16 protein-coding genes are annotated in these 20390 nt (G+C 63.8%); 14 read left to right on the top strand and 2 right to left on the bottom strand.

Translation table 11 applies throughout. The annotated features are described in order from the left end of the window. Positions 1-8: 8 nt before the first annotated feature. From GQB00_RS02345 to GQB00_RS02280, 14 genes are all read left to right on the top strand, one after another. Positions 9-665: a transglutaminase-like cysteine peptidase gene (locus GQB00_RS02345; protein ID WP_165855085.1), complete on the top strand. Its 657-nt coding sequence runs from the start codon at positions 9-11 to the stop codon at positions 663-665. An 84-nt stretch (positions 666-749) separates the two neighbouring features. Next, on the top strand, positions 750-1145 hold the full coding sequence (locus tag GQB00_RS02340) for a MerR family transcriptional regulator (protein ID WP_165855084.1): 396 nt from the start codon (positions 750-752) through the stop codon (positions 1143-1145). A gap of 50 nt (positions 1146-1195) precedes the next feature. Then, positions 1196-2881 carry an AMP-binding protein gene (locus GQB00_RS02335; RefSeq protein WP_165855083.1) on the top strand — a complete coding sequence of 562 codons (1686 nt, stop codon included), beginning with the start codon at positions 1196-1198 and terminating at the stop codon, positions 2879-2881. A 122-nt stretch (positions 2882-3003) separates the two neighbouring features. Further along, positions 3004-4173, top strand: a complete 1170-nt coding sequence (locus GQB00_RS02330; RefSeq protein ID WP_165855082.1) for an isovaleryl-CoA dehydrogenase — start codon at positions 3004-3006, stop codon at positions 4171-4173. A gap of 7 nt (positions 4174-4180) precedes the next feature. Further along, positions 4181-5788, top strand: a complete 1608-nt coding sequence (locus GQB00_RS02325) for a carboxyl transferase domain-containing protein (RefSeq protein WP_165855081.1) — start codon at positions 4181-4183, stop codon at positions 5786-5788. An 88-nt stretch (positions 5789-5876) separates the two neighbouring features. Beyond that, on the top strand, positions 5877-6680 hold the full coding sequence (locus GQB00_RS02320) for an enoyl-CoA hydratase-related protein (RefSeq protein WP_165855080.1): 804 nt from the start codon (positions 5877-5879) through the stop codon (positions 6678-6680). After that, positions 6673-8673, top strand: coding sequence for an acetyl-CoA carboxylase biotin carboxylase subunit (locus tag GQB00_RS02315; RefSeq protein WP_165855079.1), 2001 nt, complete (start codon positions 6673-6675; stop codon positions 8671-8673). Before GQB00_RS02320 ends, GQB00_RS02315 begins: the two co-directional genes overlap by 8 nt. After that, on the top strand, positions 8670-9605 hold the full coding sequence (locus GQB00_RS02310) for a hydroxymethylglutaryl-CoA lyase (protein WP_165855078.1): 936 nt from the start codon (positions 8670-8672) through the stop codon (positions 9603-9605). Before GQB00_RS02315 ends, GQB00_RS02310 begins: the two co-directional genes overlap by 4 nt. Positions 9606-9647: 42 nt before the next feature. Next, the gene (locus GQB00_RS02305; protein ID WP_165855077.1) at positions 9648-11621 is read left to right on the top strand and encodes an acetoacetate--CoA ligase; all 1974 of its coding nucleotides are present in this window, start codon (positions 9648-9650) and stop codon (positions 11619-11621) included. A gap of 47 nt (positions 11622-11668) precedes the next feature. Then, a complete protein-coding gene (locus GQB00_RS02300; RefSeq protein WP_165855076.1) occupies positions 11669-13072 on the top strand; it encodes a sigma-54 interaction domain-containing protein in 1404 nt (467 codons plus the stop codon). A 259-nt stretch (positions 13073-13331) separates the two neighbouring features. Beyond that, a complete protein-coding gene (locus GQB00_RS02295; protein WP_228276647.1) occupies positions 13332-14381 on the top strand; it encodes a TRAP transporter substrate-binding protein in 1050 nt (349 codons plus the stop codon). Positions 14382-14470: 89 nt separating this feature from the next. Continuing rightward, positions 14471-15064: a TRAP transporter small permease subunit gene (locus GQB00_RS02290; RefSeq protein ID WP_165855074.1), complete on the top strand. Its 594-nt coding sequence runs from the start codon at positions 14471-14473 to the stop codon at positions 15062-15064. After that, entirely contained in the window at positions 15051-16406 is a 1356-nt protein-coding gene (locus GQB00_RS02285; protein ID WP_111496307.1) for a TRAP transporter large permease, read from the top strand. The genes GQB00_RS02290 and GQB00_RS02285 overlap by 14 nt, the downstream gene beginning before the upstream one ends. Positions 16407-16418: 12 nt before the next feature. After that, positions 16419-17945: an acyl CoA:acetate/3-ketoacid CoA transferase gene (locus GQB00_RS02280; protein WP_165855073.1), complete on the top strand. Its 1527-nt coding sequence runs from the start codon at positions 16419-16421 to the stop codon at positions 17943-17945. Between the two features lie 60 nt (positions 17946-18005). Here GQB00_RS02280 and GQB00_RS02275 read toward each other — a convergent pair whose 3' ends face one another. Together GQB00_RS02275 and GQB00_RS02270 are read right to left on the bottom strand one after the other, a co-directional pair. Beyond that, positions 18006-18947, bottom strand: a complete 942-nt coding sequence (locus GQB00_RS02275; RefSeq protein ID WP_165855072.1) for an electron transfer flavoprotein subunit alpha/FixB family protein — start codon at positions 18945-18947, stop codon at positions 18006-18008. Beyond that, positions 18948-19697 (bottom strand): electron transfer flavoprotein subunit beta/FixA family protein, encoded by a 750-nt coding sequence (locus GQB00_RS02270; RefSeq protein WP_111496310.1) that lies wholly within the window; start codon positions 19695-19697, stop codon positions 18948-18950. Between the last annotated feature and the right edge of the window lie 693 nt (positions 19698-20390).

Below are 20390 nucleotides of genomic sequence, written 5' to 3'. Positions count from 1 at the left end.
GGGTAAGGATGACTCGGACGCGGATCAGGCGAGGAATCAGGTTCTTGGTCCTGGCCCTGTCATTGACCGCGACGGCGGTCATTGGCATCGAGCTCAGTTCACGCCTGCTTGACTATGTGGCCCGGGAATTCGGCGACGGCGCCCGCAAACGCCTGGAGCAGTGGCAGTCCCTTGAGAAACTGGCCGCCAAGGCCCCGGTCCGCCGTCAATTGCGTTTGGTGAACTCGTTCTTCAACCAGGCGGAATTCGTCAACGACATCGAGCACTGGGGCGAAGAGGATTACTGGGCCACGCCCGTGGAACTGCTGGCGACCAATGGCGGCGACTGCGAGGATTTCTCCATCGCCAAGTACCTGACCCTGCGTTCGCTCGGCGTCCCGGACGACCAGTTGCGCATCACCTACGTCAAGGCGCTCGAACTCAACCAGGCCCACATGGTGCTGGCCTGGTATCCGGACCCCGATGCCGACCCCCTGGTGCTCGACAACCTGATCAACGAAATCAAACCTGCCTCACAACGGGACGACCTGGAACCCGTCTACAGCTTCAACGGCGAAGGTCTCTGGCTGCAACGCCTGGATGAAGACGAAAAGCGCATAGGCAACGCCGACAAACTGGAACGCTGGACCGACCTTAATAACCGCCTGATCGATTCGCTGCGCTGACGCCCCTGGATGTCGAAAGCCGTTGACAGGTACTCAGTCATCGAATTACCTTTACGTTAACGTCAACCAAAGAAGTCTTCGACAATGAGCAACCTGAAGGTAAAACGGACCTATTCCATCAGCGACCTGGCGCGGGAATTCGACGTGACCACCCGGACCATCCGCTTCTATGAGGAAGCGGCCATGCTATCACCGGAACGCGACGGACAGACCCGCATCTACAGTGACCAGGATCGGGTGAAGCTCAAACTGATCCTGCGCGGGAAGCGACTCGGCTTCAGCCTGGCGGAATCGCGCGAGCTGATCGAAATGTACGATCCGTCTTCTGACAATGCTCATCAGATCAACGCATTACAAGAAAAAATTAAACAACGACGTGAAGCGCTAGAGCAGCAGCTGGCAGACATCGAGATCATGCAGAAGGAACTCGATAGCGCCGAGGCCCGTTGCCAGGAGGCACTGGCAAACCTGGGCCACTGAAGCGCATCGAGTCAGACGCACCACAACAAAGACAAGATTTCAGGTGGGTTATGACAATGCAGAACAGTTACGTCAGCGGGGTGAGCGAAACGCCCCTGCTGGGCATGACCATCGGTGAGCGGTTCGACGAGACCGCCAGCCGCTATCCGGACAACGATGCCCTGGTGGTCCATCACCAGGACCGCCGCTACACGTATCGACAGTTGCAGCAGGCCGTCGACGAGTGCGCCCGCGCGCTCATGGCCCTGGGCGTCGAGAAAGGCGATCGCGTCGGTATCTGGTCGCCCAACAACGCCGAATGGTGCATTACCCAGTTTGCCACGGCGCAGATCGGCGCCATCCTGGTCAACATCAATCCCAGCTACCGGCGGCACGAGGTGGAATACGCCTTGCGCCATTCCGGCACGGCGGTGCTCATCCTGCAGGGTCAGTTCAAGACGTCCGATTACGTGGGCATGGTGGGGGAACTGGTCCCCTCGCTGCTGGACCGCCGTCAGGATCGGCTTGCCAGCGAACGGCTGCCGGAACTGCGCCAGGTCGTCTGCCTGGATTCAGATCGTATAGCCCCTGGCATGTGGCACTGGGACGAGGTGACTGCCCTCGCCCATCAAACCGACGACGCCGACTACCGCGCACGCCAGGCCAGTCTCCAGTTCGACGACCCGATCAACATCCAGTACACCTCCGGCACCACCGGCGCGCCCAAGGGCGCCACCCTCTCCCACCACAACATCCTCAACAACGGATTGTTCGTGGCGCGACGAATGAACTTCACCGAACAAGACCGGCTGGTGATCCCGGTCCCGCTCTATCACTGTTTCGGCATGGTCATGGGCAATCTGGGCTGCATCACCCACGGCGCCACCATGATCTATCCCAGCGAAGGGTTCGAGCCGACAGCGACCCTGGAGGCGGTGCAGCGGGAGAAGGCCACGGCGCTGTACGGCGTACCCACCATGTTCATCGCCGAACTGGAACACCCGGAGTTCAGCGGCTTCAACCTGTCCACCTTGCGCACGGGCATCATGGCCGGCTCCAACTGCCCGGCGGAGATCATGCGCAAGGTCATCGACCAGATGCACATGACCGACGTGACCATCTGCTACGGCATGACCGAAACCAGCCCGGTCAGCCTCCAGACGGAACCGGATGCGCCCCTCGACAAGCGCGTTAACACGGTCGGCACCGTGCACCCGCACCTGGAGCTGAAAATCGTCGACCCGGCCAACGGCCATGTGGTGCCCCGGGGCGAGAAAGGCGAGCTGTGCACCCGCGGGTACAGCGTGATGCTGGGGTACTGGAACAACGACGAGGCGACAGCCAAATCCATCGACGCCCAGCGCTGGATGCACACCGGCGACCTGGCCACCCTGGACGAGGACGGCTACGTCGCCATCACCGGCCGCATCAAGGACATGATCATTCGCGGCGGAGAAAACATCTATCCGCGCGAAATCGAGGAATTCCTCTACACCCACGAGGCCATCTCGGACGCCCAGGTGATCGGCGTCCCCGACGACCGCTACGGCGAGGAAGTGATGGCGTGGGTCAAACTGATCGACGGTCAACAGGCCAGCGAGGACGAGATCCAAGCCTTCTGCAAGGCCAATATCGCCCACTACAAGGTGCCGCGCTACATCAAACTGGTGGACGACTTCCCCATGACCGTGACCGGCAAGATCCAGAAGTTCCGGATGCGTGAAATCAGCATCGACGAACTGCACCTGGATCACTGACGAACCCGGGCCACTGAACCGGCCCGATCCGCGCGGCCGCTCGATCGCGAGATAACGTTAACGTAAACGCAAGCTTAAATAACAGGCAACAGAACGCCATTGTGGCGGGAGTGACCAACAACATGAAAAGCCAATACACCTCTCTCAACTTTGGACTCGGTGAAACCGCCGAGATGCTACGCGACCAGGTGAACCAGTTCGCCGCCGACCGCATCGCGCCCCGCGCCGCCGACGTGGACCGCGACAACCTGTTCCCCAGCGACCTGTGGCCGGAGCTGGGCGAGATGGGCCTGCTGGGCCTGACCGTCGACGAAAGCTACGGCGGCAGCGGCATGGGTTACCTGGCCCACGTCATCGCCATGGAGGAGATCAGCCGCGCCTCCGCCAGCATCGGCCTGAGTTACGGCGCCCACTCCAACCTGTGCGTCAACCAGATCCACCGCAACGGCAACGATGCCCAGAAAGAAAAATACCTGCCCAAGCTGGTCAGCGGCGAGCACGTCGGCGCGCTGGCCATGAGCGAGCCCAACGCCGGTTCCGACGTGGTCAGCATGAAGCTGCGCGCCGAGAAGAAAGGCGACCGCTACATCCTCAACGGCAACAAGATGTGGATCACCAACGGCCCCGACGCCGACACCTACGTGATCTACGCCAAGACCGACACCAGCAAGGGCGCCCACGGCATCACCGCCTTCATTGTCGAGCGCGACTGGAAAGGGTTCTCCCGCGGGCAGAAGCTCGACAAGCTGGGCATGCGCGGCTCCAACACCTGTGAACTGATCTTCGAGGATGTGGAAGTGCCGGCCGAGAACATCCTGGGCCAGGAGAACGGCGGCGTGCGCGTGCTGATGTCGGGCCTCGATTACGAGCGTGTGGTGCTGTCCGGCGGCCCGGTCGGCATCATGCAGGCCTGCCTCGACGCGGTGGTGCCCTACGTGCACGAACGCAAACAGTTCGACCAGCCCATCGGCGAGTTCCAGCTGATCCAGGGCAAACTGGCGGACATGTACACCGAGCTGGCCGCCAGCCGCGCCTATCTCTATGCCGTCGCCCAGGCCTGCGACCGGGGTGAAACCACCCGCAAGGACGCCGCCGGCGTGATTCTCTACACCTCCGAACGGGCCACGAAAATGGCGCTGGAAGCGATCCAGATCCTGGGCGGCAACGGCTACATCAACGAGTTCCCCACCGGCCGCCTGCTGCGCGACGCCAAACTCTACGAGATCGGCGCCGGTACCCAGGAAATCCGCCGCATGCTGATCGGCCGCGAACTGTTCAACGAATCACGGTAAGGTGCCCATGGCTATTCTTCATTCCCAGATCCAGATCGAATCGCCGGAGTTCACCGAGCGCCACGGCGCCATGACGGCCCTGTGCGCCGAGCGGCGCGAGCGCCATGACGCGATCGCCCGGGGTGGCGGCGAACAGGCCCAGAAGCGCCACATCGACCGCGGCAAGCTGCTGCCCCGTGAGCGCATCCACCGCCTGCTGGACCCCGGCTCACCTTTCCTGGAGATTGGCGCCTTCGCCGCAGACGACGTTTACGGTGAAGACGTGCCCGCCGCCGGCGTGATCGCCGGCATCGGCCAGGTTCACGGCATCGAGTGCATGATCGTCGCCAATGACTCCACGGTGAAAGGCGGCACCTACTACCCGCTGACCGTGAAAAAGCACATCCGCGCCCAGACCATCGCCGAGGAAAACCACCTGCCCTGCATCTACCTGGTGGATTCCGGCGGCGCCAACCTGCCGCGTCAGGACGAGGTCTTTCCGGACCAGGAAGACTTCGGCCATATTTTCTACCGTCAGGCCAACATGTCCGCCAAGGGCATCGCCCAGATCGCCGTGGTGATGGGGCTGTGCACCGCCGGCGGCGCCTATGTGCCGGCCATGGCGGACGAATCCATCATGGTGCGCGAGCAAAGCTCCATCTTCCTGGCCGGCCCGCCGCTGGTGAAAGCCGCCACGGGCGAGACCGTCAGCGCGGAGGAACTCGGGGGCGCCGACGTGCACACCGGCATCTCCGGCGTCGCCGACCACTTCGCCAATACCGAAGCCGAGGCCCTGGAGCGGGCGCGGCAGTGCATCGCCAACCTCAACTATCGGCGTCCGGAGACGGTTCGCCGGACCGAACCGCGCGACCCGCTCTACCCGAGCGAAGAGCTGTACGGCGTGGTGCCCAGCGACCTGAAGACACCCTACGACGTGCATGAGGTCATCGCTCGCCTCGTCGACGGCTCCGAGTTCGATGAATTCAAGGCGCGTTATGGATCGACCCTGGTGTGTGGTTTTGCCCACCTCTACGGCATGCCGGTGGGCATCATCGCCAACAACGGCATCCTGTTTTCCGAATCCGCCCAGAAAGGCGCCCACTTCGTGGAATTGTGCTGCCAGCGCGGCATTCCGCTGATCTTCCTGCAGAACATCACCGGCTTCATGGTGGGCAAGCAGGCGGAACACGACGGCATCGCCAAGCACGGCGCCAAGCTGGTCACCGCCGTGGCCTGCGCCCGAGTGCCCAAGCTGACGGTCATCATCGGCGGCAGTTTCGGCGCCGGCAACTACGGCATGTGCGGTCGCGCCTACAAGCCCCGATTCCTGTGGATGTGGCCCAACGCCCGCATCGCGGTGATGGGCGGCGAACAGGCCGCCGGCGTGCTGGCCGACGTCAAGCGGGCCGGCAAGGAACGCCGGGGCGAACGCTGGAGCGAAGACGAGGAACGGGCCTTCAAGCAGCCCATCGTCGACCAGTTCGAACGCCAGTCCAGCCCCTACTACGCCAGCGCCCGGCTGTGGGACGACGGCGTGATCGACCCGGCGGACACCCGCCGCGTCCTCGGCCTGAGCCTGTCGGCCGCCCTCAACGCGCCGCCGGAAGACACCCGTTTCGGCCTGTTCCGGATGTAACCCGATGACCAGAGACGAGATGGACAGTCAGGGAATGGAGAGCCTGGGAACAAAAGGCCAGGAAACGACAAGCCAGGAGATTTCCCCCATGAGCGAACCGATGGTACGCACCGAGACCGACGCCCGCGGCGTCACCCGCATCACCCTGGACCGACCGGACAAACGCAACGCCTTCGATAGCGACGTGATGGCGGCCCTCGCCGACGCCCTGGAACAAGCCGGCCGCGACGCCCGCTGCCGTGTCGTGATCCTTCAGGGCAGCGGCAAGCACTTTTCTGCCGGCGCCGATCTGGGCTACATGAAACAGACCGCCGCCCTGAGCCATGATGACAACGTGGCCGACGCCATGGCTCTCGCTGGCCTGATGCAGACCCTCGACCGTCTGCCCAAGCCCACGATTGCCCGGGTCCAGGGGGCGGCATTTGGCGGCGCACTGGGCCTGATCTGCGCCTGTGACATCGCCATAGCCGGCGACAATGCCCGTTTCTGCCTCAGCGAGGCCCGCCTGGGCCTGGCACCGGCGGCCATTGCCCCCTATGTGGTGCGCGCCATGGGGCCGCGACAGGCCCGGCGCTATTTTCTGACCACCGAGGAGATCGCCGCCGAGCGCGCCGCCGAGCTGGGCGTGGTGCACGAGGTGGTGCCACTGGAAGACCTGGACGAGACCGTCGAGCAGATAGCCGCCGGCCTGCTCAACAACGGCCCGGTTGCGTTGGACGCCTGCAAGCGCCTGGTGGCGCGGACCCAGGAAGACGGCCCCGACGCCGCCCTGATCCGCTACACCGCCGAACTGATTGCCGGCCTGCGCACCGGCGAAGAAGGTCAGGAAGGTTTGCAGGCTTTCCTGGACAAACGTCCCCCCACCTGGATCCGGGAGGCGTCCCATGACTGAGCGACCCATCCGTACGTTGCTGATCGCCAACCGTGGCGAGATCGCCCTGCGCATCATGCGCACCGCCCAGGCGATGGGCATCCGCTGCGTGGCGGTGTATTCCGACGCCGACCGCAATGCGCCCTTTGTACGCCAGGCCGATACCGCCGTTGCCATCGGCCCCGCGGCGGCCACCGAGAGCTACCTGAAAGTGGATCGCATCATGCAGGCGGCCCGGGACGAAGGCGCCGATGCAATCCATCCCGGCTACGGCTTCCTGTCCGAGAACACCCAACTGGCCGAACAGTGCGAGGCCCACGGGATCCATTTTATTGGTCCGCCGGCCTCCGCCATCGCCGCCATGGGCTCGAAAAGCGCCGCCAAGGCCCTCATTGCGGATGCCGGCGTGCCGCTGGTCCCGGGCTATCACGGCGACGACCAGTCCAGCGACCGCTTCCGCCAGGCTGCCGAGACCACCGGTTTTCCGCTGTTGATCAAGGCCAGCGCCGGGGGCGGTGGCAAGGGCATGCGCGTGGTGCGCGGGCATGATGAGCTGGACGAGGCCATCGAAGCGGCCAAGCGCGAGGCGCAGTCCAGTTTCGGCGACCCGCACCTGCTGATGGAGCGCTACCTGGAGAACCCGCGCCATGTGGAGGTTCAGGTGCTGTTCGACCGACACGGCAAGGGACTGTACCTGTTTGATCGCGACTGCTCGGTGCAGCGCCGGCACCAGAAAATCATCGAGGAAGCTCCCGCACCGGGCATCCCGTCCGCCGTGCGACAGGCGATGGGCGAAGCGGCGGTCCGCTGCGGACAGGCCATCGACTACGTGGGCGCCGGCACGGTCGAGTTCCTGTACGAACCGGGCGGCTATTTCTATTTCATGGAAATGAACACCCGCCTGCAGGTCGAGCACCCGGTGACCGAGATGATCGCCGGCCTGGATCTGGTGGAATGGCAGCTCCGGGTCGCCGCCGGCGAGCCCCTGCCCTGGGCCCAGGACGAACTGCGCTGTCACGGTCATGCGCTGGAAGCGCGGGTCTACGCCGAGGATCCGGCCAACGGCTTCCTGCCCATGACCGGCCGTCTGCTGCACCTGCGCGAGCCGGCTCACCTGCCCCACGTGCGCGTGGATTCCGGCGTGGCCGAAGGGCTGGACATCACGCCCTGGTACGACCCCATGCTGGCCAAGGTGATCGCCTGGGGCGAGGATCGGGACAGCGCCCGCCGCCGCCTGATCGATGCGCTTGAACACTACGAAGTCCTGGGCGTCACCCTGAACACGGATTTTGTGGCCCGCGTCTTGCGCCACCGGGATTTTGCCGCGGCCGAGCTGACCACACACTTCATCGACGTCCACGAGTCCGAACTGCAGGCTCCCGACTTCAGCCTGGACGAGCAACTGGCCCTGAGCTGGCTCGCCTGGCAACAGGCCCAGCAGCGGCCGGATCGCGGTGATCCCTGGGACGCCCGTGACAGCTTCCGGTTGGGCGGTCCGCGCCAGCAACCCTGTGAACTGCGGATTGGCGAACAGGACGCCACGCTGCGCTACACCATGGACGGCGCCGATCGGGCGCGGATCGACCTGCCCGAGCGCAACGCCCCGATTCGATTGCAGTGGCGTGCGCGCAACGGCGACCCGGCGCTGGACGCCACCCTGAATGGTCGCACCGTGCGCCTCGCCTGGGCCAGCCACGGCGAGAAACTGGGGGTCTTCGCCGGCAGCGCCGACTGGACGGCGCTGGTCAATCACCCCGAAGAGCAGGCGGATCAGGCCGCCGACAGCGGCCACCTGACGGCTCCCATGCACGGGCGTATCATCGCGGTGAACTGCGCCGCCGGAGATCAGGTCGAAGCAGGACAGACCCTGCTGGTCATGGAGGCCATGAAAATGGAACACAGTCTCAAGGCTCCGTGCGCCGGCCGCATCCAGACCGTAGAAGGCGCCAAGGGCGACAGCGTGGCCGCCGGGCAGCTGTTGATCCAGTTCGACGCCGGGGAGGACGCCGCATGAACGCCGATAGCACACACCGCGACAAGGTCACGCTTGTGGAAGTGGGCCTGCGCGACGGGCTCCAGAACGAAGCCATACCGGTCTCGGCGGAGGACCGCTCGCGCTGGTTCAACGGCCTGGCGGATGCGGGCCTGCGCCGTATCGAGGCGGGCAGCTTCGTCTCGCCCAAGTGGGTGCCGCAGATGGCCAACACCGAGCAGGTGATGGCGGGCATCCAGCGGCGAGACGAGGTCTCGGCGGAAGTCCTGGTCCCCAACAGCCGGGGCCTGGAAAGCGCCCTGGCCTGCGATGCGGATGTGATCGCGGTGTTCACCGCCGCCTCGGAGAGCTTCAACCGCAAGAACATCAATTGTTCCATCGCCGAGAGTATCGCCCGCTTCCAGCCGGTGGTCGCCGGAGCCCACGATGCCGGCAAGCGGGTGCGAGCCTACGTATCCTGCGTGGTGGGCTGCCCCTACGAGGGGCCGATCGCTCCGGCGCAGGTCGCCGACGTGGTGACGCAGCTGCTGGAGCTGGGTGCCGACGAGGTCTCCCTGGGCGACACCATTGGCGTGGCCCGCCCGCGGGAGATCCATGCCCTGCTGGACGCTGTCTTCCCCCTGGTCGAGATCGACCGCCTGGCGCTGCACTGCCATGATACCCGCGGCCAGGCCATCGCCAACATCTACGCCGCCCTGGAGCGCGGCATCCGCACCTTCGACAGCGCCGTCGCCGGTCTCGGCGGTTGCCCCTACGCCCGGGGCGCCACCGGCAATGTCGCCACCGAGGATGTGCTTTACTTGCTGCAGGGCGAGGGATTCGAGACCGGCGTGGACCTGCAGGCGGTGGCGCGTATCGGCGAAACCATCTGCCGGACGCTGGACCGCCCCAATCCCTCCCGGGTGGGCCGGGCCCTGGCCGCCGCCCGCGATGATTCGGCCGATCCACAATAGACACAGAACAAGACGACGCACCACAGTGAAAGGACGTAACGCATGACCCAACCGCCCCTCTGGCAACCCAGCCCCGCGCGCCGTGCCGCCACTTGCATGACCCGGTTCGAGGAGCGCCTGAGGCGCCAGTTTCCCGATATCGATGCCGGCTACGAAGGGTTGCACCGGTGGAGCGTCGACAACGACACCCGCTTTTGGGAGGAGCTGGTGGACGAGTACGGGGTGCTTGCCGACTGGGACGGCCCGCCCGTCGAAACCGACGCCGAGGTGGTGGGCCGCCGCTTCTTTCCCCAGGCGCGGCTGAATTTCGCGGAGAACCTGCTGGCCCGGGGCAACCCGGACGCCGTCGCCCTCATCGAGCACCGGGAAGACGGCCGGCGCCGCATCGTCACCTTTGCCGATCTACGGCATCGCTCCCAGGCGTTGGCCGCCACGCTGAAGCAGCAGGGCGTCGGTCCCGGCGACCGGGTGGCGGGGTTTGTGCCCAACGGCATTGAAGCGGTCGCGGCCATGCTGGCCACCAGCCAGCTGGGCGCGGTGTGGTCCTCCTGCTCGCCGGATTTCGGCCTCAACGGCGTGATCGACCGTTTCGGCCAGATCGAACCCAAAGTCCTCATCGCCATCAACGGCTACACCTACAACGGCAAGACCATCGACACCCGGCAGCGGGTGGCGGATATCGTCGACTCCCTGCCCTCACTGGGCAAACTGATCCGCATCGACAACCACGACGATTGCCCCTGGCCGGCGGAGACCGGTGGCCTGGGCTGGGCCGAGGCGCTGGAAGCCGCCCCCGAGTGCCATTACGCGCGCCAGCCGTTCAACTCGCCGCTGTACATTCTCTATTCCTCCGGCACGACCGGCGTGCCCAAGTGCATCGTCCATGGCATCGGCGGCACCCTGCTCCAACACATCAAGGAGCAGGCCCTGCACACCGACCTGCGCGCCGGCGACCGGCTGTTCTACTACACCACCTGCGGCTGGATGATGTGGAACTGGCTGATCAGCGGTCTGGCGCTCGGCGCAACACTGGTGCTGTTCGACGGTTCTCCTTTCTCGCCGTCGCCCGAGGTTCTTTGGGACATCGCCGAGCGCGAGCAGATCCGGATCTTCGGCGCCAGCGCCAAGTACTACGCCGCCTGCGAGAAAGCCGGACTCAAACCCCGGCAAAGCCACAATCTCGACGCGCTCGACGCCCTGCTCTCCACCGGCAGCCCGCTGGCCCACGAGAGCTTCGACTACCTGTACCGGGACGTGAAGGCGGATGTCTGCGTGTCCAGCATTTCCGGCGGCACCGACATTGTGTCCTGCTTCGCCCTGGGCAATCCGACCCTGCCGGTCTACCGCGGCGAACTGCAGTGCCTGGGCCTGGCCATGGACGTGACCTTCGTGGATGACGACGGCCAGGCCCTGCCCCAGGGCAAGGGCGAACTGGTGTGTCGCAACGCCTTTCCATCCATGCCTGTGGGCTTCTGGAACGATCCCGACAACGCCCGCTTCCGGGATGCCTATTTCAGTCGTTTCGAGGGCCTTTGGGCCCACGGCGACTACGGCGAGATCGTCCCGCACCCGGCCACGTCGACGACGCCGGAGCAACGCGGCGTGATTATCCACGGTCGTTCCGACGCCACACTGAACCCGGGCGGCGTCCGGATCGGGACGGCGGAGATCTACCGGCAAGTGGAGAAAGTGGACGCCGTGCTGGAAGCCCTGGCTATTGGCCAGAACTGGGACGACGACGTCCGGGTGGTCCTGTTTGTTCGCCTGAGAGACGGCATCACCCTCGACGACGACCTGCGTCAGACCATTTGCCAGACCATTCGGAGCAACACCACGCCCCGACACGTTCCAGCGCGGATCGTGCAGGTTCCCGACATTCCCCGCACCATTAGCGGTAAAATCGTGGAATTGGCAGTGCGCAACGTGGTCCACGGCGAAGCAGTCCGTAACAAGGATGCTCTGGCCAATCCCGACGCCTTGGCCTATTTTGAAGACTTGCCTGAACTCCAACAATAAGACTCAGGGTCGCCCCGTCGCCGCGCGGGCGGCCGCCAGGGATTGCCATGACCCGAACCTCCGGATTCACCGAGAAAGAACTCGCCGATCTGTCTGAAAGCCCCCTGCTTGCCCTGCTCGATCACATCTGTGAGGGCAGCCTGATTGTCGACGACCATGCCCACGTTCTGTGGATCAGCGACAAGTACCGGGACATCCTGGGCCTGGAACGGGATCTGCCCGTACGCGGCACGTCTGTGGAAGAATTGATTCCCAACAGCATGATGCGTCAGGTGGTCCGCGACGGACAGCCGATACTGCTGGATCTTTTGCGTGTTCGCACCACCTGGATGGTGGTGACCCGCATCCCTATCCGCGACCAGTCGGAGCGCGTGATCGGCGGCATCGGCTTCGTGTTCTACAAGGACATGGATTACCTCAAGGCCTTCGTCGAGAAATACGGCCGGCTGCGGGGCGTACCGAGCACGGCCGAGCGTCAGCTCGTCAGCCTGCGCGATACCAAGTACACGTTTGCCGACTTCCTGGGCCAGAGCGAACCCGTCGAACAGCTGCTGCAGCGCGCCCGACGTGCCTCGGAGCTGGACACCACGGTCCTCCTGCTGGGCGAGACCGGCACGGGCAAAGAGGTGCTGGCCCACGCCATCCACCACGCCTCGGTACGCGCCGAGCGGCCGTTTGTCGGCATCAACATGGCCGCGGTGCCCGATAACCTGATGGAAGCCGAGTTCTTCGGCGTTGCGCCGGGCGCCTACACCGGCGCCGACCGCAAGGGGCGCAAGGGCAAGCTGCAACTGGCGGACAAGGGAACGCTGTTCCTGGACGAGGTGGGCGACCTGCCGCCCAACCTGCAGAGCAAGCTGCTGCGCGTGTTGCAGGAGCAGGAATTCGAGGCGCTGGGATCGAACGAGGTCATCCGCGTGGACGTGCGCATCATCGCCGCCACCAGTAAGGACCTGAAAGCCATGGTGGATGCCGGTGACTTCCGCGCCGACCTCTATTACCGGCTCAATGTGCTGCCGATCGTGGTCCCACCACTGCGCGAGCGCATCGATGACATCGAACTGCTGGCCAACAGCATGATCGAACACATCGCCCGGGGGCTGGGCATGTCCCGCAAGTGGCTCAGCGAGAGCGCGCTGGCCTACCTGCAGGATCACGGTTGGCCCGGCAACGTCCGGGAATTGCGCAACACCCTGGAGCGCACCTTCATCTTCGCCAAGGGCACCACCCTCGACGCCGAGGACTTCCTGCCGCCGTCACCAGAGCGCGAGCCCGAGCGCCAGCGCCCGGACCAGCGCATCGAACCCCTGCACGAAACCGTGGCCCGCGCCGAACGGGAATCCATCCTCAAGGCACTCGAAGCCGCCGACAACAACCGCTCCCAGGCAGCGCGCCTGCTTGGCATCTCGCGCGCCAACCTTTACGAAAAAATGGCCCGGCACAGCTTGTGACCAAGACTGTCCGGAATTCCGGACGCCGTCTGAAATTCCGGACAGTGCTTTGGCGATACTTCCGGCCATTTCCCGCCTTCAGTGCCATCATTGTGTCTTGGAATTCAGACAGCGCGCTCTTCCCAGATTCCCAAGGAACTTTTATCTATTTGTTTTCTATGAATTTTAACTTCCTGGCACAGGGTTTGTTTTGAACTAGATGCAGCTTCTCATCTGCAACGACAACAACAATACCGAGGTACAAACAATGACAAAGCCAATGAAAACCCTCGCCTACCTGTCCGCCTGCGGCCTGGCCACGGCGCTGGCCGCCGCCCCCGCGCTGGGTGCGGACAAGATCCGCTGGAAAATGCAGGCCGCCTACGGCAGCAATCTGCCAGCACTCGGTGACACCATTCCGGGCGTTCTCGAAGACCTCAGCGAAGCCACGGATAACCGTGTCATCATCAAGCACTTCGAACCCAACAAACTGGTTCCCACCCTGAACATCACCGATGCGGTGCGAACCGGCAAACTCGAAGCCGGCTACACCTGGATCGGTTACGACCAAGGCAAGATTCCGTCGTCCGTGCTGTTCTCGGCGGTGCCGTTTGGCATGGAGCCCTGGGAGTACATGGCCTGGTGGTACGATGGTGAAGGTCAGGAGCTGGCCGAAGAAATCTACCACAAGAACAACGTGCATCCGGTCCTGTGCGGCCTGACCGGGCCGGAGACCGGAGGCTGGTTCAACAAGGAGATCAAGACGCTCGACGACATCGACGGCCTCAAGATCCGCTACGCCGGCATCGGCGGCCGCATCCTGCAGGAACTGGGCGCCTCGGTCACCGTGCTGCCCGGCGGTGAAATTTTCCAGGCTCTGGAGAAAGGCGCCATCGACGCATCCGAGTTCTCCCTGCCCACCGTCGACAAGCAACTGGGCTTCTACGAAGTCGCCAAGTACAACTACTTCCCCGGCTGGCACCAGCCATTCGCCGCGTTCCACCTGATCATCAACAAGGAAAAATGGGACGCCATCAGCGATGCCGACAAGAAGCTGATCGACCTGACCTGTCAGGCCGGCGTCACCCGCAACCTGGCCCGCAGCGAGGCCTTCCAGGGTGAAGCCATCGAGTTCCTGGAAGATCAGGGCGCCCAGACCCGCAAACTGCCGGAGCCCATCCTGCGCGAGCTGGAAGAGGTCACCAACCAGGTGCTGCAAAACGAAGCCGACAAGGACGAGGATTTTGCCCGCGTTCTGAAGAGCCAGAAGGCCTTCGAGGAACAGTACGAGCGCTGGCAGGACCTCGGCTACCTGCCCCGGGATTTCTGATTCCGGTCTGAACGTCGGGTGCGGCACAACGCCGTACCCAGTCACGCTGGCCCGCCCGGGCCAGCCGTTCCAGCTTTGCGGAGATTAGCATGACCGTTTCCATCGATGCGGCCGGGCCGGACCTTGAGCCCGCGCCGCAGGGGTTGACCCGCGACCGCCTGCCCCACACCCCGATTTCCCGTGTCCTGGACGGCATCATCCAGTGGGTCGGTGACCTGAGCAGCTGGCTCTGGCCGATCCTGATGCTGGTGATCATCGTCAACGTGGTGTCCCGATACGTGTTTGCCCAGGGCTTCATCGAGCTCGAGGAGCTGCAGTGGCACCTGTATTCCGCGGGGTTTCTGATCGCCCTGTCCTACGCCCTGCTGCGGGACAACCACGTACGCGTCGACCTGTTTCGCGAGCGACTCAGCTTCCGCACCCAGGCGTGGGTCGAGCTGCTGGGCATCATCCTGCTACTGGGGCCGTTCATCGGCATGCTGCTGTACTACGCCGTGCCCTACGTGGTCGACTCATGGACCATGAACGAGGCCTCCAGCGCGCCCGGCGGGCTCAGCCAGCGCTGGATCGTCAAGAGCGCCCTCCCTATCGGCCTCGGTTTGCTGATCATCGCGGCTTTCTCGCGCCTGACCCGCCTGCTCGCCTTCCTGTTCGGTTCGGAGGTGCGTCATGGAAATGAATGAAATCCTGGCCATCGGCATGTTCGTGGTGTTCATTGGCCTGATCTTCACCGGCTTCCCCATCGCCTGGGTACTGGGCGGCGTCGCCATCGGCTTCACCGGTCTGGCAATGATGTCGGATGCTTTTCTGGACACCTTTATCGCCATCGACTGGACATACATTTCCCTGTCCATCGAGCGCATCTGGGGCACCATGAGCAGCTGGGTACTGGTCGCCATCCCCATGTTCGTGTTCATGGGCCAGATGCTGGACCGCTCCGGCATGGCGGAAAAGCTGATGCTCAACGTCTCGCGCCTGTTCGGGCGCCTGAACGGCGGCACCGCCATCGCGGTGGTGATCATCGGCCTGCTGCTCGCCGCCTCCACCGGCATCGTTGGCGCCTCGGTGGCCCTGCTGACCCTGCTCGCCGTGCCGGTGATGCTCAAGCGCCATTACCAGCCGTCCCTCGCCGTCGGTACGGTATGCGCCGTCGGCACCCTGGGCATCCTGATGCCACCGTCGATCATGCTGGTGATGATGGCCGACCAACTGGCCATGTCGGTGGGCGACCTGTTCATGGGTGCAGTCTTCCCCAGCGCCCTGCTGGGCGTGGTGTTCGTGCTCTACATCGTGATCCGCGGCTGGCTGCATCCGGACGCCGCACCGGCCGGCCACGACGCCGAACCGGTGACCCTGAGGGTGATTCTCGACGCGGTCCTCTCCATCCTGCCGCCGGCCCTGCTGATCCTGGCGGTGCTGGGCAGCATTTTCGCCGGAATCGCCACGCCCACCGAGGCCTCCGGTGTCGGGGCCTTTGGCGCGACCTTGCTGGCCCTGGCGAACAAGCGGCTCAACCTGACCGTGCTGCGGGACGTCTGCCGCGAGACCAGCCAGACCACCGCGTTCATCTTCGCCCTGCTGATCGGCGCCACGGCGTTCTCGCTGGTGCTGCGCGGGCTGGGTGGCGACGAAATGATCGCCGGAGCGCTGCACAGCCTGCCGTTCGGCCCCCACGGCGTGGTTATCTGCATCCTGCTGCTGACCTTCCTGCTGGGCTTCGTGCTGGACTGGATCGAAATCACCCTGATCATCCTGCCGCTGGTGGCCCCGGTGATCCACGCGCTGGGTTTCGACATCGTCTGGTTCACCGTGTTGTTTGCGGTCTGCCTGCAGACCTCCTTCCTGACACCGCCGGTCGGCTTCTCCCTGTTCTACTGCAAGGGCGTGGCGCCGCCATCAATCGGCGTGAAGACCCTCTACAAGGGCGTGACCCCGTTCATCCTGCTGCAGGTGACGGTGCTGGCGATCATCTTCCTGTGGCCGGCCCTGGTGACCTGGCTGCCAGCTCAGGCCTATGGCGGATAAGAGGAGGCGACTATGACCGATTCAAAACTGATCTCCGCCGAACAGGCCGCCGCCCTGGTGCCGGAAAACGCCACCCTGGCAACCGGTGGCTTCGTCGGCATCGGCTTTCCCGAATCCCTGGCCCGGGCCCTGGAAGACCGTTTCCTGGCCGAGCAGGCACCCAACGGCCTGACGCTGGTCTACGCCGCCGGCCAGGGCGACGGCAAGGAGCGCGGCCTCAACCACCTGGCCCACGAAGGGCTGGTACGGCGTGTTATCGGCGGCCACTGGGGGCTCGTCCCCAAACTGGGGGCCTTGGCCTGTAACAACCGTATCGAGGCCTACAACCTGCCCCAGGGCGTCATCGCCCAGCTCTACCGGGACATCGCCGCCGGCAAACCTGGCATGCTGACTCACGTGGGGCTGCACTCCTTCGTGGATCCCCGCCACGGCGGCGGTCGCATGAACGACCGCACCCAGGAAGACCTGGTGGACGTGATGACGGTGCGCGGACGGGAATACCTGTTCTACCCCACCTTCCCGATCAACGTGGCCTTCCTGCGCGGTACCACCGCCGACGCCCGGGGCAACATCACCACCGAGCACGAGGCGCTGCCGCTGGAGAGCCTGGCCATCGCCCAGGCAGTGCACAACTCCGGCGGTAAGGTGTTCGTCCAGGTGGAGCGGCTGACCGAACGCCACCAGCTGCATCCCGAGCGGGTGCACATTCCCGGCATTCTGGTGGATCACGTCATCCTGGCGGAGCCCGCCGAGCACATGCAGACCTTCGCCGAGCCTTACAATCCCGCCTACACCAGCGAAATCCGGTTGCCGGCGCTGCAGGGTGGCGAACCGCTGTCGATCCGCAAGCTGATCGGCCGGCGTGCGGCGGAGCACTTGTTGCCCGGCGCCATCGTCAACCTGGGCATCGGCATGCCGGAAACCGTGGCGGAAGTGGCGGCGGACAAGGGGCTACTGGATCGAATCACGCTGACCATTGAACCCGGCGCCATCGGGGGCCGCCCCGCCGGCGGACTCAGCTTCGGGGCCGCGGCCAACGCCGAGGCAGTGATCGACCAGCCGGCCCAGTTCGACTTCTACGACGGCGGCGGGCTGGATCAGGCCTATCTGGGCATGGCGCAGGTGGATCGCTTCGGCAACGTCAATGTCAGCCGTTTCGGCTCACGACTGTCGGGCGCCGGCGGCTTCATCAACATCAGCCAGAACGCGCGGGAAGTGTTCTTTATGGGGACCTTCGAGGCCGGCAAGCAGGACGTGGCCATCCAGGAAGGCGGCCTGGCCATTCGCCAGAGTGGTACGGGACGCAAGTTCGTGGCCGACGTGGAACACATGACCTTCAACGGCCGCTACGCCCTGGAACGGGGGCAGCGGGTGTTCTACATCACCGAGCGCTGCGTGTTCCAGCTCACCGAGAACGGCCTTGAGCTGATCGAGATCGCGCCGGGGCTGGACCTGGACCGGGATATCCTGGCGTACATGGACTTCCGGCCGGCGATCTCCAGCCGCCTGCACGTCACCGACGCGGCACTGTACCGTTAGCTTTTTCCAGGCAAACAAAAAGGGCGCCGATTGGCGCCCTTTTCTCGTTGAATCAGTCGATTACAGGACTTTCTTCAACTCTTCTTCCAGCTGCGGAACCGCTTCGAAAAGGTCCGCCACCAGGCCGTAATCGGCCACCTGGAAAATCGGGGCTTCCTCATCCTTGTTGATCGCAACGATCACCTTGGAATCGGACATACCCGCCAGGTGCTGGATCGCGCCGGAGATGCCGACGGCGATGTACAGCTGCGGCGCCACGATCTTACCGGTCTGCCCCACCTGCATGTCGTTCGGCACGAAGCCGGCGTCAACCGCGGCGCGAGAAGCACCGACAGCAGCACCCAGCAGGTCCGCGACTTTTTCCAGCATCTGGAAGTTGTCGCCGTTCTGCATGCCGCGACCACCGGAGATGACGATACCGGCGCTGCCCAGGTCCGGACGATCGGACTCGGCCAGCTGCTCGCTAACGAAGGAAGACAGGCCTGCGTCGTGGGCACCGTCTACGGTCTCAACGGAAGCGGAACCGCCTTCACCGCCAACCGGATCGAAAGCGGTCGGACGCACGGTCACAACCTTGATGCTGTCGGCGCTCTTAACGGTCGCGATGGCGTTACCCGCGTAGATCGGACGCACGAAGGTGTCTTCGGACTCGACGCGGATGATGTCGGAGACCTGAGCCACGTCCAGCAGCGCGGCAACGCGCGGCATGAAGTCTTTACCGGTGGTTCCGGCGGCGGCGAAGATGTGACCGTAGTCCTTGCCCAGGTCAGCGACCAGCAGGGACAGGTTCTCGGCCAGGAAATGACCGTACGCCGCGTTGTCGGCTACCAGAACCTTGTTCACGCCGTCGATCTTGGCCGCGGCTTCGCCTGCGGCGCCGCAGTTCTCGCCGGCTACCAGAACGTCGATGTCACCACCCACAGCCTTGGCCGCCGCGACGACATTCAGGGTCGCCTGCTTCAGGCTGCTGTTGTCATGTTCAGCAATTACAAGGATGCTCATTTAGATCACCTTCGCTTCGTTCTTCAGTTTGTCGACGAGTTCTGCCACATCGGCCACCTTGACGCCGGCCTGACGGGAAGCCGGAGCCTCAACCTTCAGGGTGGACAGGCGCGGGGCCACATCAACGCCCAGATCGGCCGGGCTCATGTTGTCGAGCGGCTTCTTCTTGGCTTTCATGATGTTGGGCAGCGAAGCGTAGCGCGGCTCGTTGAGACGCAGGTCGGTAGTGACCACCGCCGGCAGGTTCAGGGAAACCGTCACCAGACCGCCGTCGATTTCACGGGTCACGTTGACTTTCTCGCCATCAACAGCCACTTCGGATGCGAAGGTGCCCTGGGCCATGCCCGTCAGAGCGGCCAGCATCTGGCCGGTCTGGTTGTTGTCGGTGTCGATGGACTGTTTGCCCAGGATGACCAGCTTGGGCTCTTCCTTCTCGACCACCGCCTTGAGCAGCTTGGCGGCTTCCAGGGACTGGACTTCTTCTTCGGTTTCAACATGGATACCGCGGTCGGCGCCGAGGGCCAGTGCGGTACGGATCTGCTCTTGAGCAGCCTTGGGACCAATGGAAACCACAACGATTTCTGAGGCAACCCCTTTCTCTTTCAGGCGAACCGCTTCTTCAACCGCGATTTCGCAGAAAGGGTTCATCGCCATCTTGACGTTGGCAAGATCGACGCCGGTGTTATCCGGCTTGACGCGAACCTTTACGTTGTAGTCGATTACACGTTTAACAGCGACCAGAACCTTCATAGATTCCTCGTTCTTCTACGATGGGTTTAAGACTTGCAATCAGCGGTGTCCGTCCCGGCGATGCCGAACCCGGTCACACCAGTGATTCCTGTCGCGTCGATTCGTCCGCGGACCAATCGTACGGTTTCATAGAGGTCCTTCTACCCGGCCTTTCCAGCTCTTTGTTCCAGACCTCTCGAGGGTGTTTCAAAACGACAGTGTTGCAAACCTACAGCGTTTGAACACGGCAATGCCTGAACACCTCGTTCAACAACCTCCCAGTACCAACCATGCAGGCGGCGGAACCGCGAATACACGTTGAACAGTGGGGCTGTTACACTTGGCCCCTCAGTAAAAGCGCCCTAATACTGACGACAATCCCCAGGGGGGTCAATAGCTCCACAGGCATCGTGGAGCCGTCGTCACCGGCATTGAAGCGGCTTTAACCAGTACCAATGGCTTATGCATTTAAGGCCAAGGGTTCGCCACAATGCTATCAGGCTACGGCAATTTCAAACAAACGTTTGTTTGACTTTTATTATATTGTATCCTTTGTGGCCGTTGCACAAGCGTTGCGGCGGTATCACAGGCGTTTGTCGGCGATACCAAGGCTACTATATAATCTCGCACAGCGATTTACCAATACCGCTGTGCGAACCAGGTGACTCATCGGTGTCTTGTGTTAACCGGGCTCACCCTACTAAAACGAGAGAC

The sequence above is a fragment of the Marinobacter sp. JSM 1782161 genome, from assembly GCF_011421605.1.
In the GTDB taxonomy this organism is placed as follows: domain Bacteria; phylum Pseudomonadota; class Gammaproteobacteria; order Pseudomonadales; family Oleiphilaceae; genus Marinobacter_A; species Marinobacter_A bohaiensis.
Note: the sequence above shows the minus strand (reverse complement) of the source record. Positions and strands in the feature narration are given on the sequence as shown.

What these genes read in the sequence shown, in the direction of transcription:
- GQB00_RS02345 (WP_165855085.1), top strand. Translation starts at nt 9, where the DNA reads ATGACTCGGACGCGGATCAGGCGAGGAATCAGGTTCTTGGTCCTGGCC.
- GQB00_RS02340 (WP_165855084.1), top strand. Translation starts at nt 750, where the DNA reads ATGAGCAACCTGAAGGTAAAACGGACCTATTCCATCAGCGACCTGGCG.
- GQB00_RS02335 (WP_165855083.1), top strand. Translation starts at nt 1,196, where the DNA reads ATGACAATGCAGAACAGTTACGTCAGCGGGGTGAGCGAAACGCCCCTG.
- GQB00_RS02330 (WP_165855082.1), top strand. Translation starts at nt 3,004, where the DNA reads ATGAAAAGCCAATACACCTCTCTCAACTTTGGACTCGGTGAAACCGCC.
- GQB00_RS02325 (WP_165855081.1), top strand. Translation starts at nt 4,181, where the DNA reads ATGGCTATTCTTCATTCCCAGATCCAGATCGAATCGCCGGAGTTCACC.
- GQB00_RS02320 (WP_165855080.1), top strand. Translation starts at nt 5,877, where the DNA reads ATGAGCGAACCGATGGTACGCACCGAGACCGACGCCCGCGGCGTCACC.
- GQB00_RS02315 (WP_165855079.1), top strand. Translation starts at nt 6,673, where the DNA reads ATGACTGAGCGACCCATCCGTACGTTGCTGATCGCCAACCGTGGCGAG.
- GQB00_RS02310 (WP_165855078.1), top strand. Translation starts at nt 8,670, where the DNA reads ATGAACGCCGATAGCACACACCGCGACAAGGTCACGCTTGTGGAAGTG.
- GQB00_RS02305 (WP_165855077.1), top strand. Translation starts at nt 9,648, where the DNA reads ATGACCCAACCGCCCCTCTGGCAACCCAGCCCCGCGCGCCGTGCCGCC.
- GQB00_RS02300 (WP_165855076.1), top strand. Translation starts at nt 11,669, where the DNA reads ATGACCCGAACCTCCGGATTCACCGAGAAAGAACTCGCCGATCTGTCT.
- GQB00_RS02295 (WP_228276647.1), top strand. Translation starts at nt 13,332, where the DNA reads ATGAAAACCCTCGCCTACCTGTCCGCCTGCGGCCTGGCCACGGCGCTG.
- GQB00_RS02290 (WP_165855074.1), top strand. Translation starts at nt 14,471, where the DNA reads ATGACCGTTTCCATCGATGCGGCCGGGCCGGACCTTGAGCCCGCGCCG.
- GQB00_RS02285 (WP_111496307.1), top strand. Translation starts at nt 15,051, where the DNA reads ATGGAAATGAATGAAATCCTGGCCATCGGCATGTTCGTGGTGTTCATT.
- GQB00_RS02280 (WP_165855073.1), top strand. Translation starts at nt 16,419, where the DNA reads ATGACCGATTCAAAACTGATCTCCGCCGAACAGGCCGCCGCCCTGGTG.
- GQB00_RS02275 (WP_165855072.1), bottom strand. Translation starts at nt 18,947, where the DNA reads ATGAGCATCCTTGTAATTGCTGAACATGACAACAGCAGCCTGAAGCAG.
- GQB00_RS02270 (WP_111496310.1), bottom strand. Translation starts at nt 19,697, where the DNA reads ATGAAGGTTCTGGTCGCTGTTAAACGTGTAATCGACTACAACGTAAAG.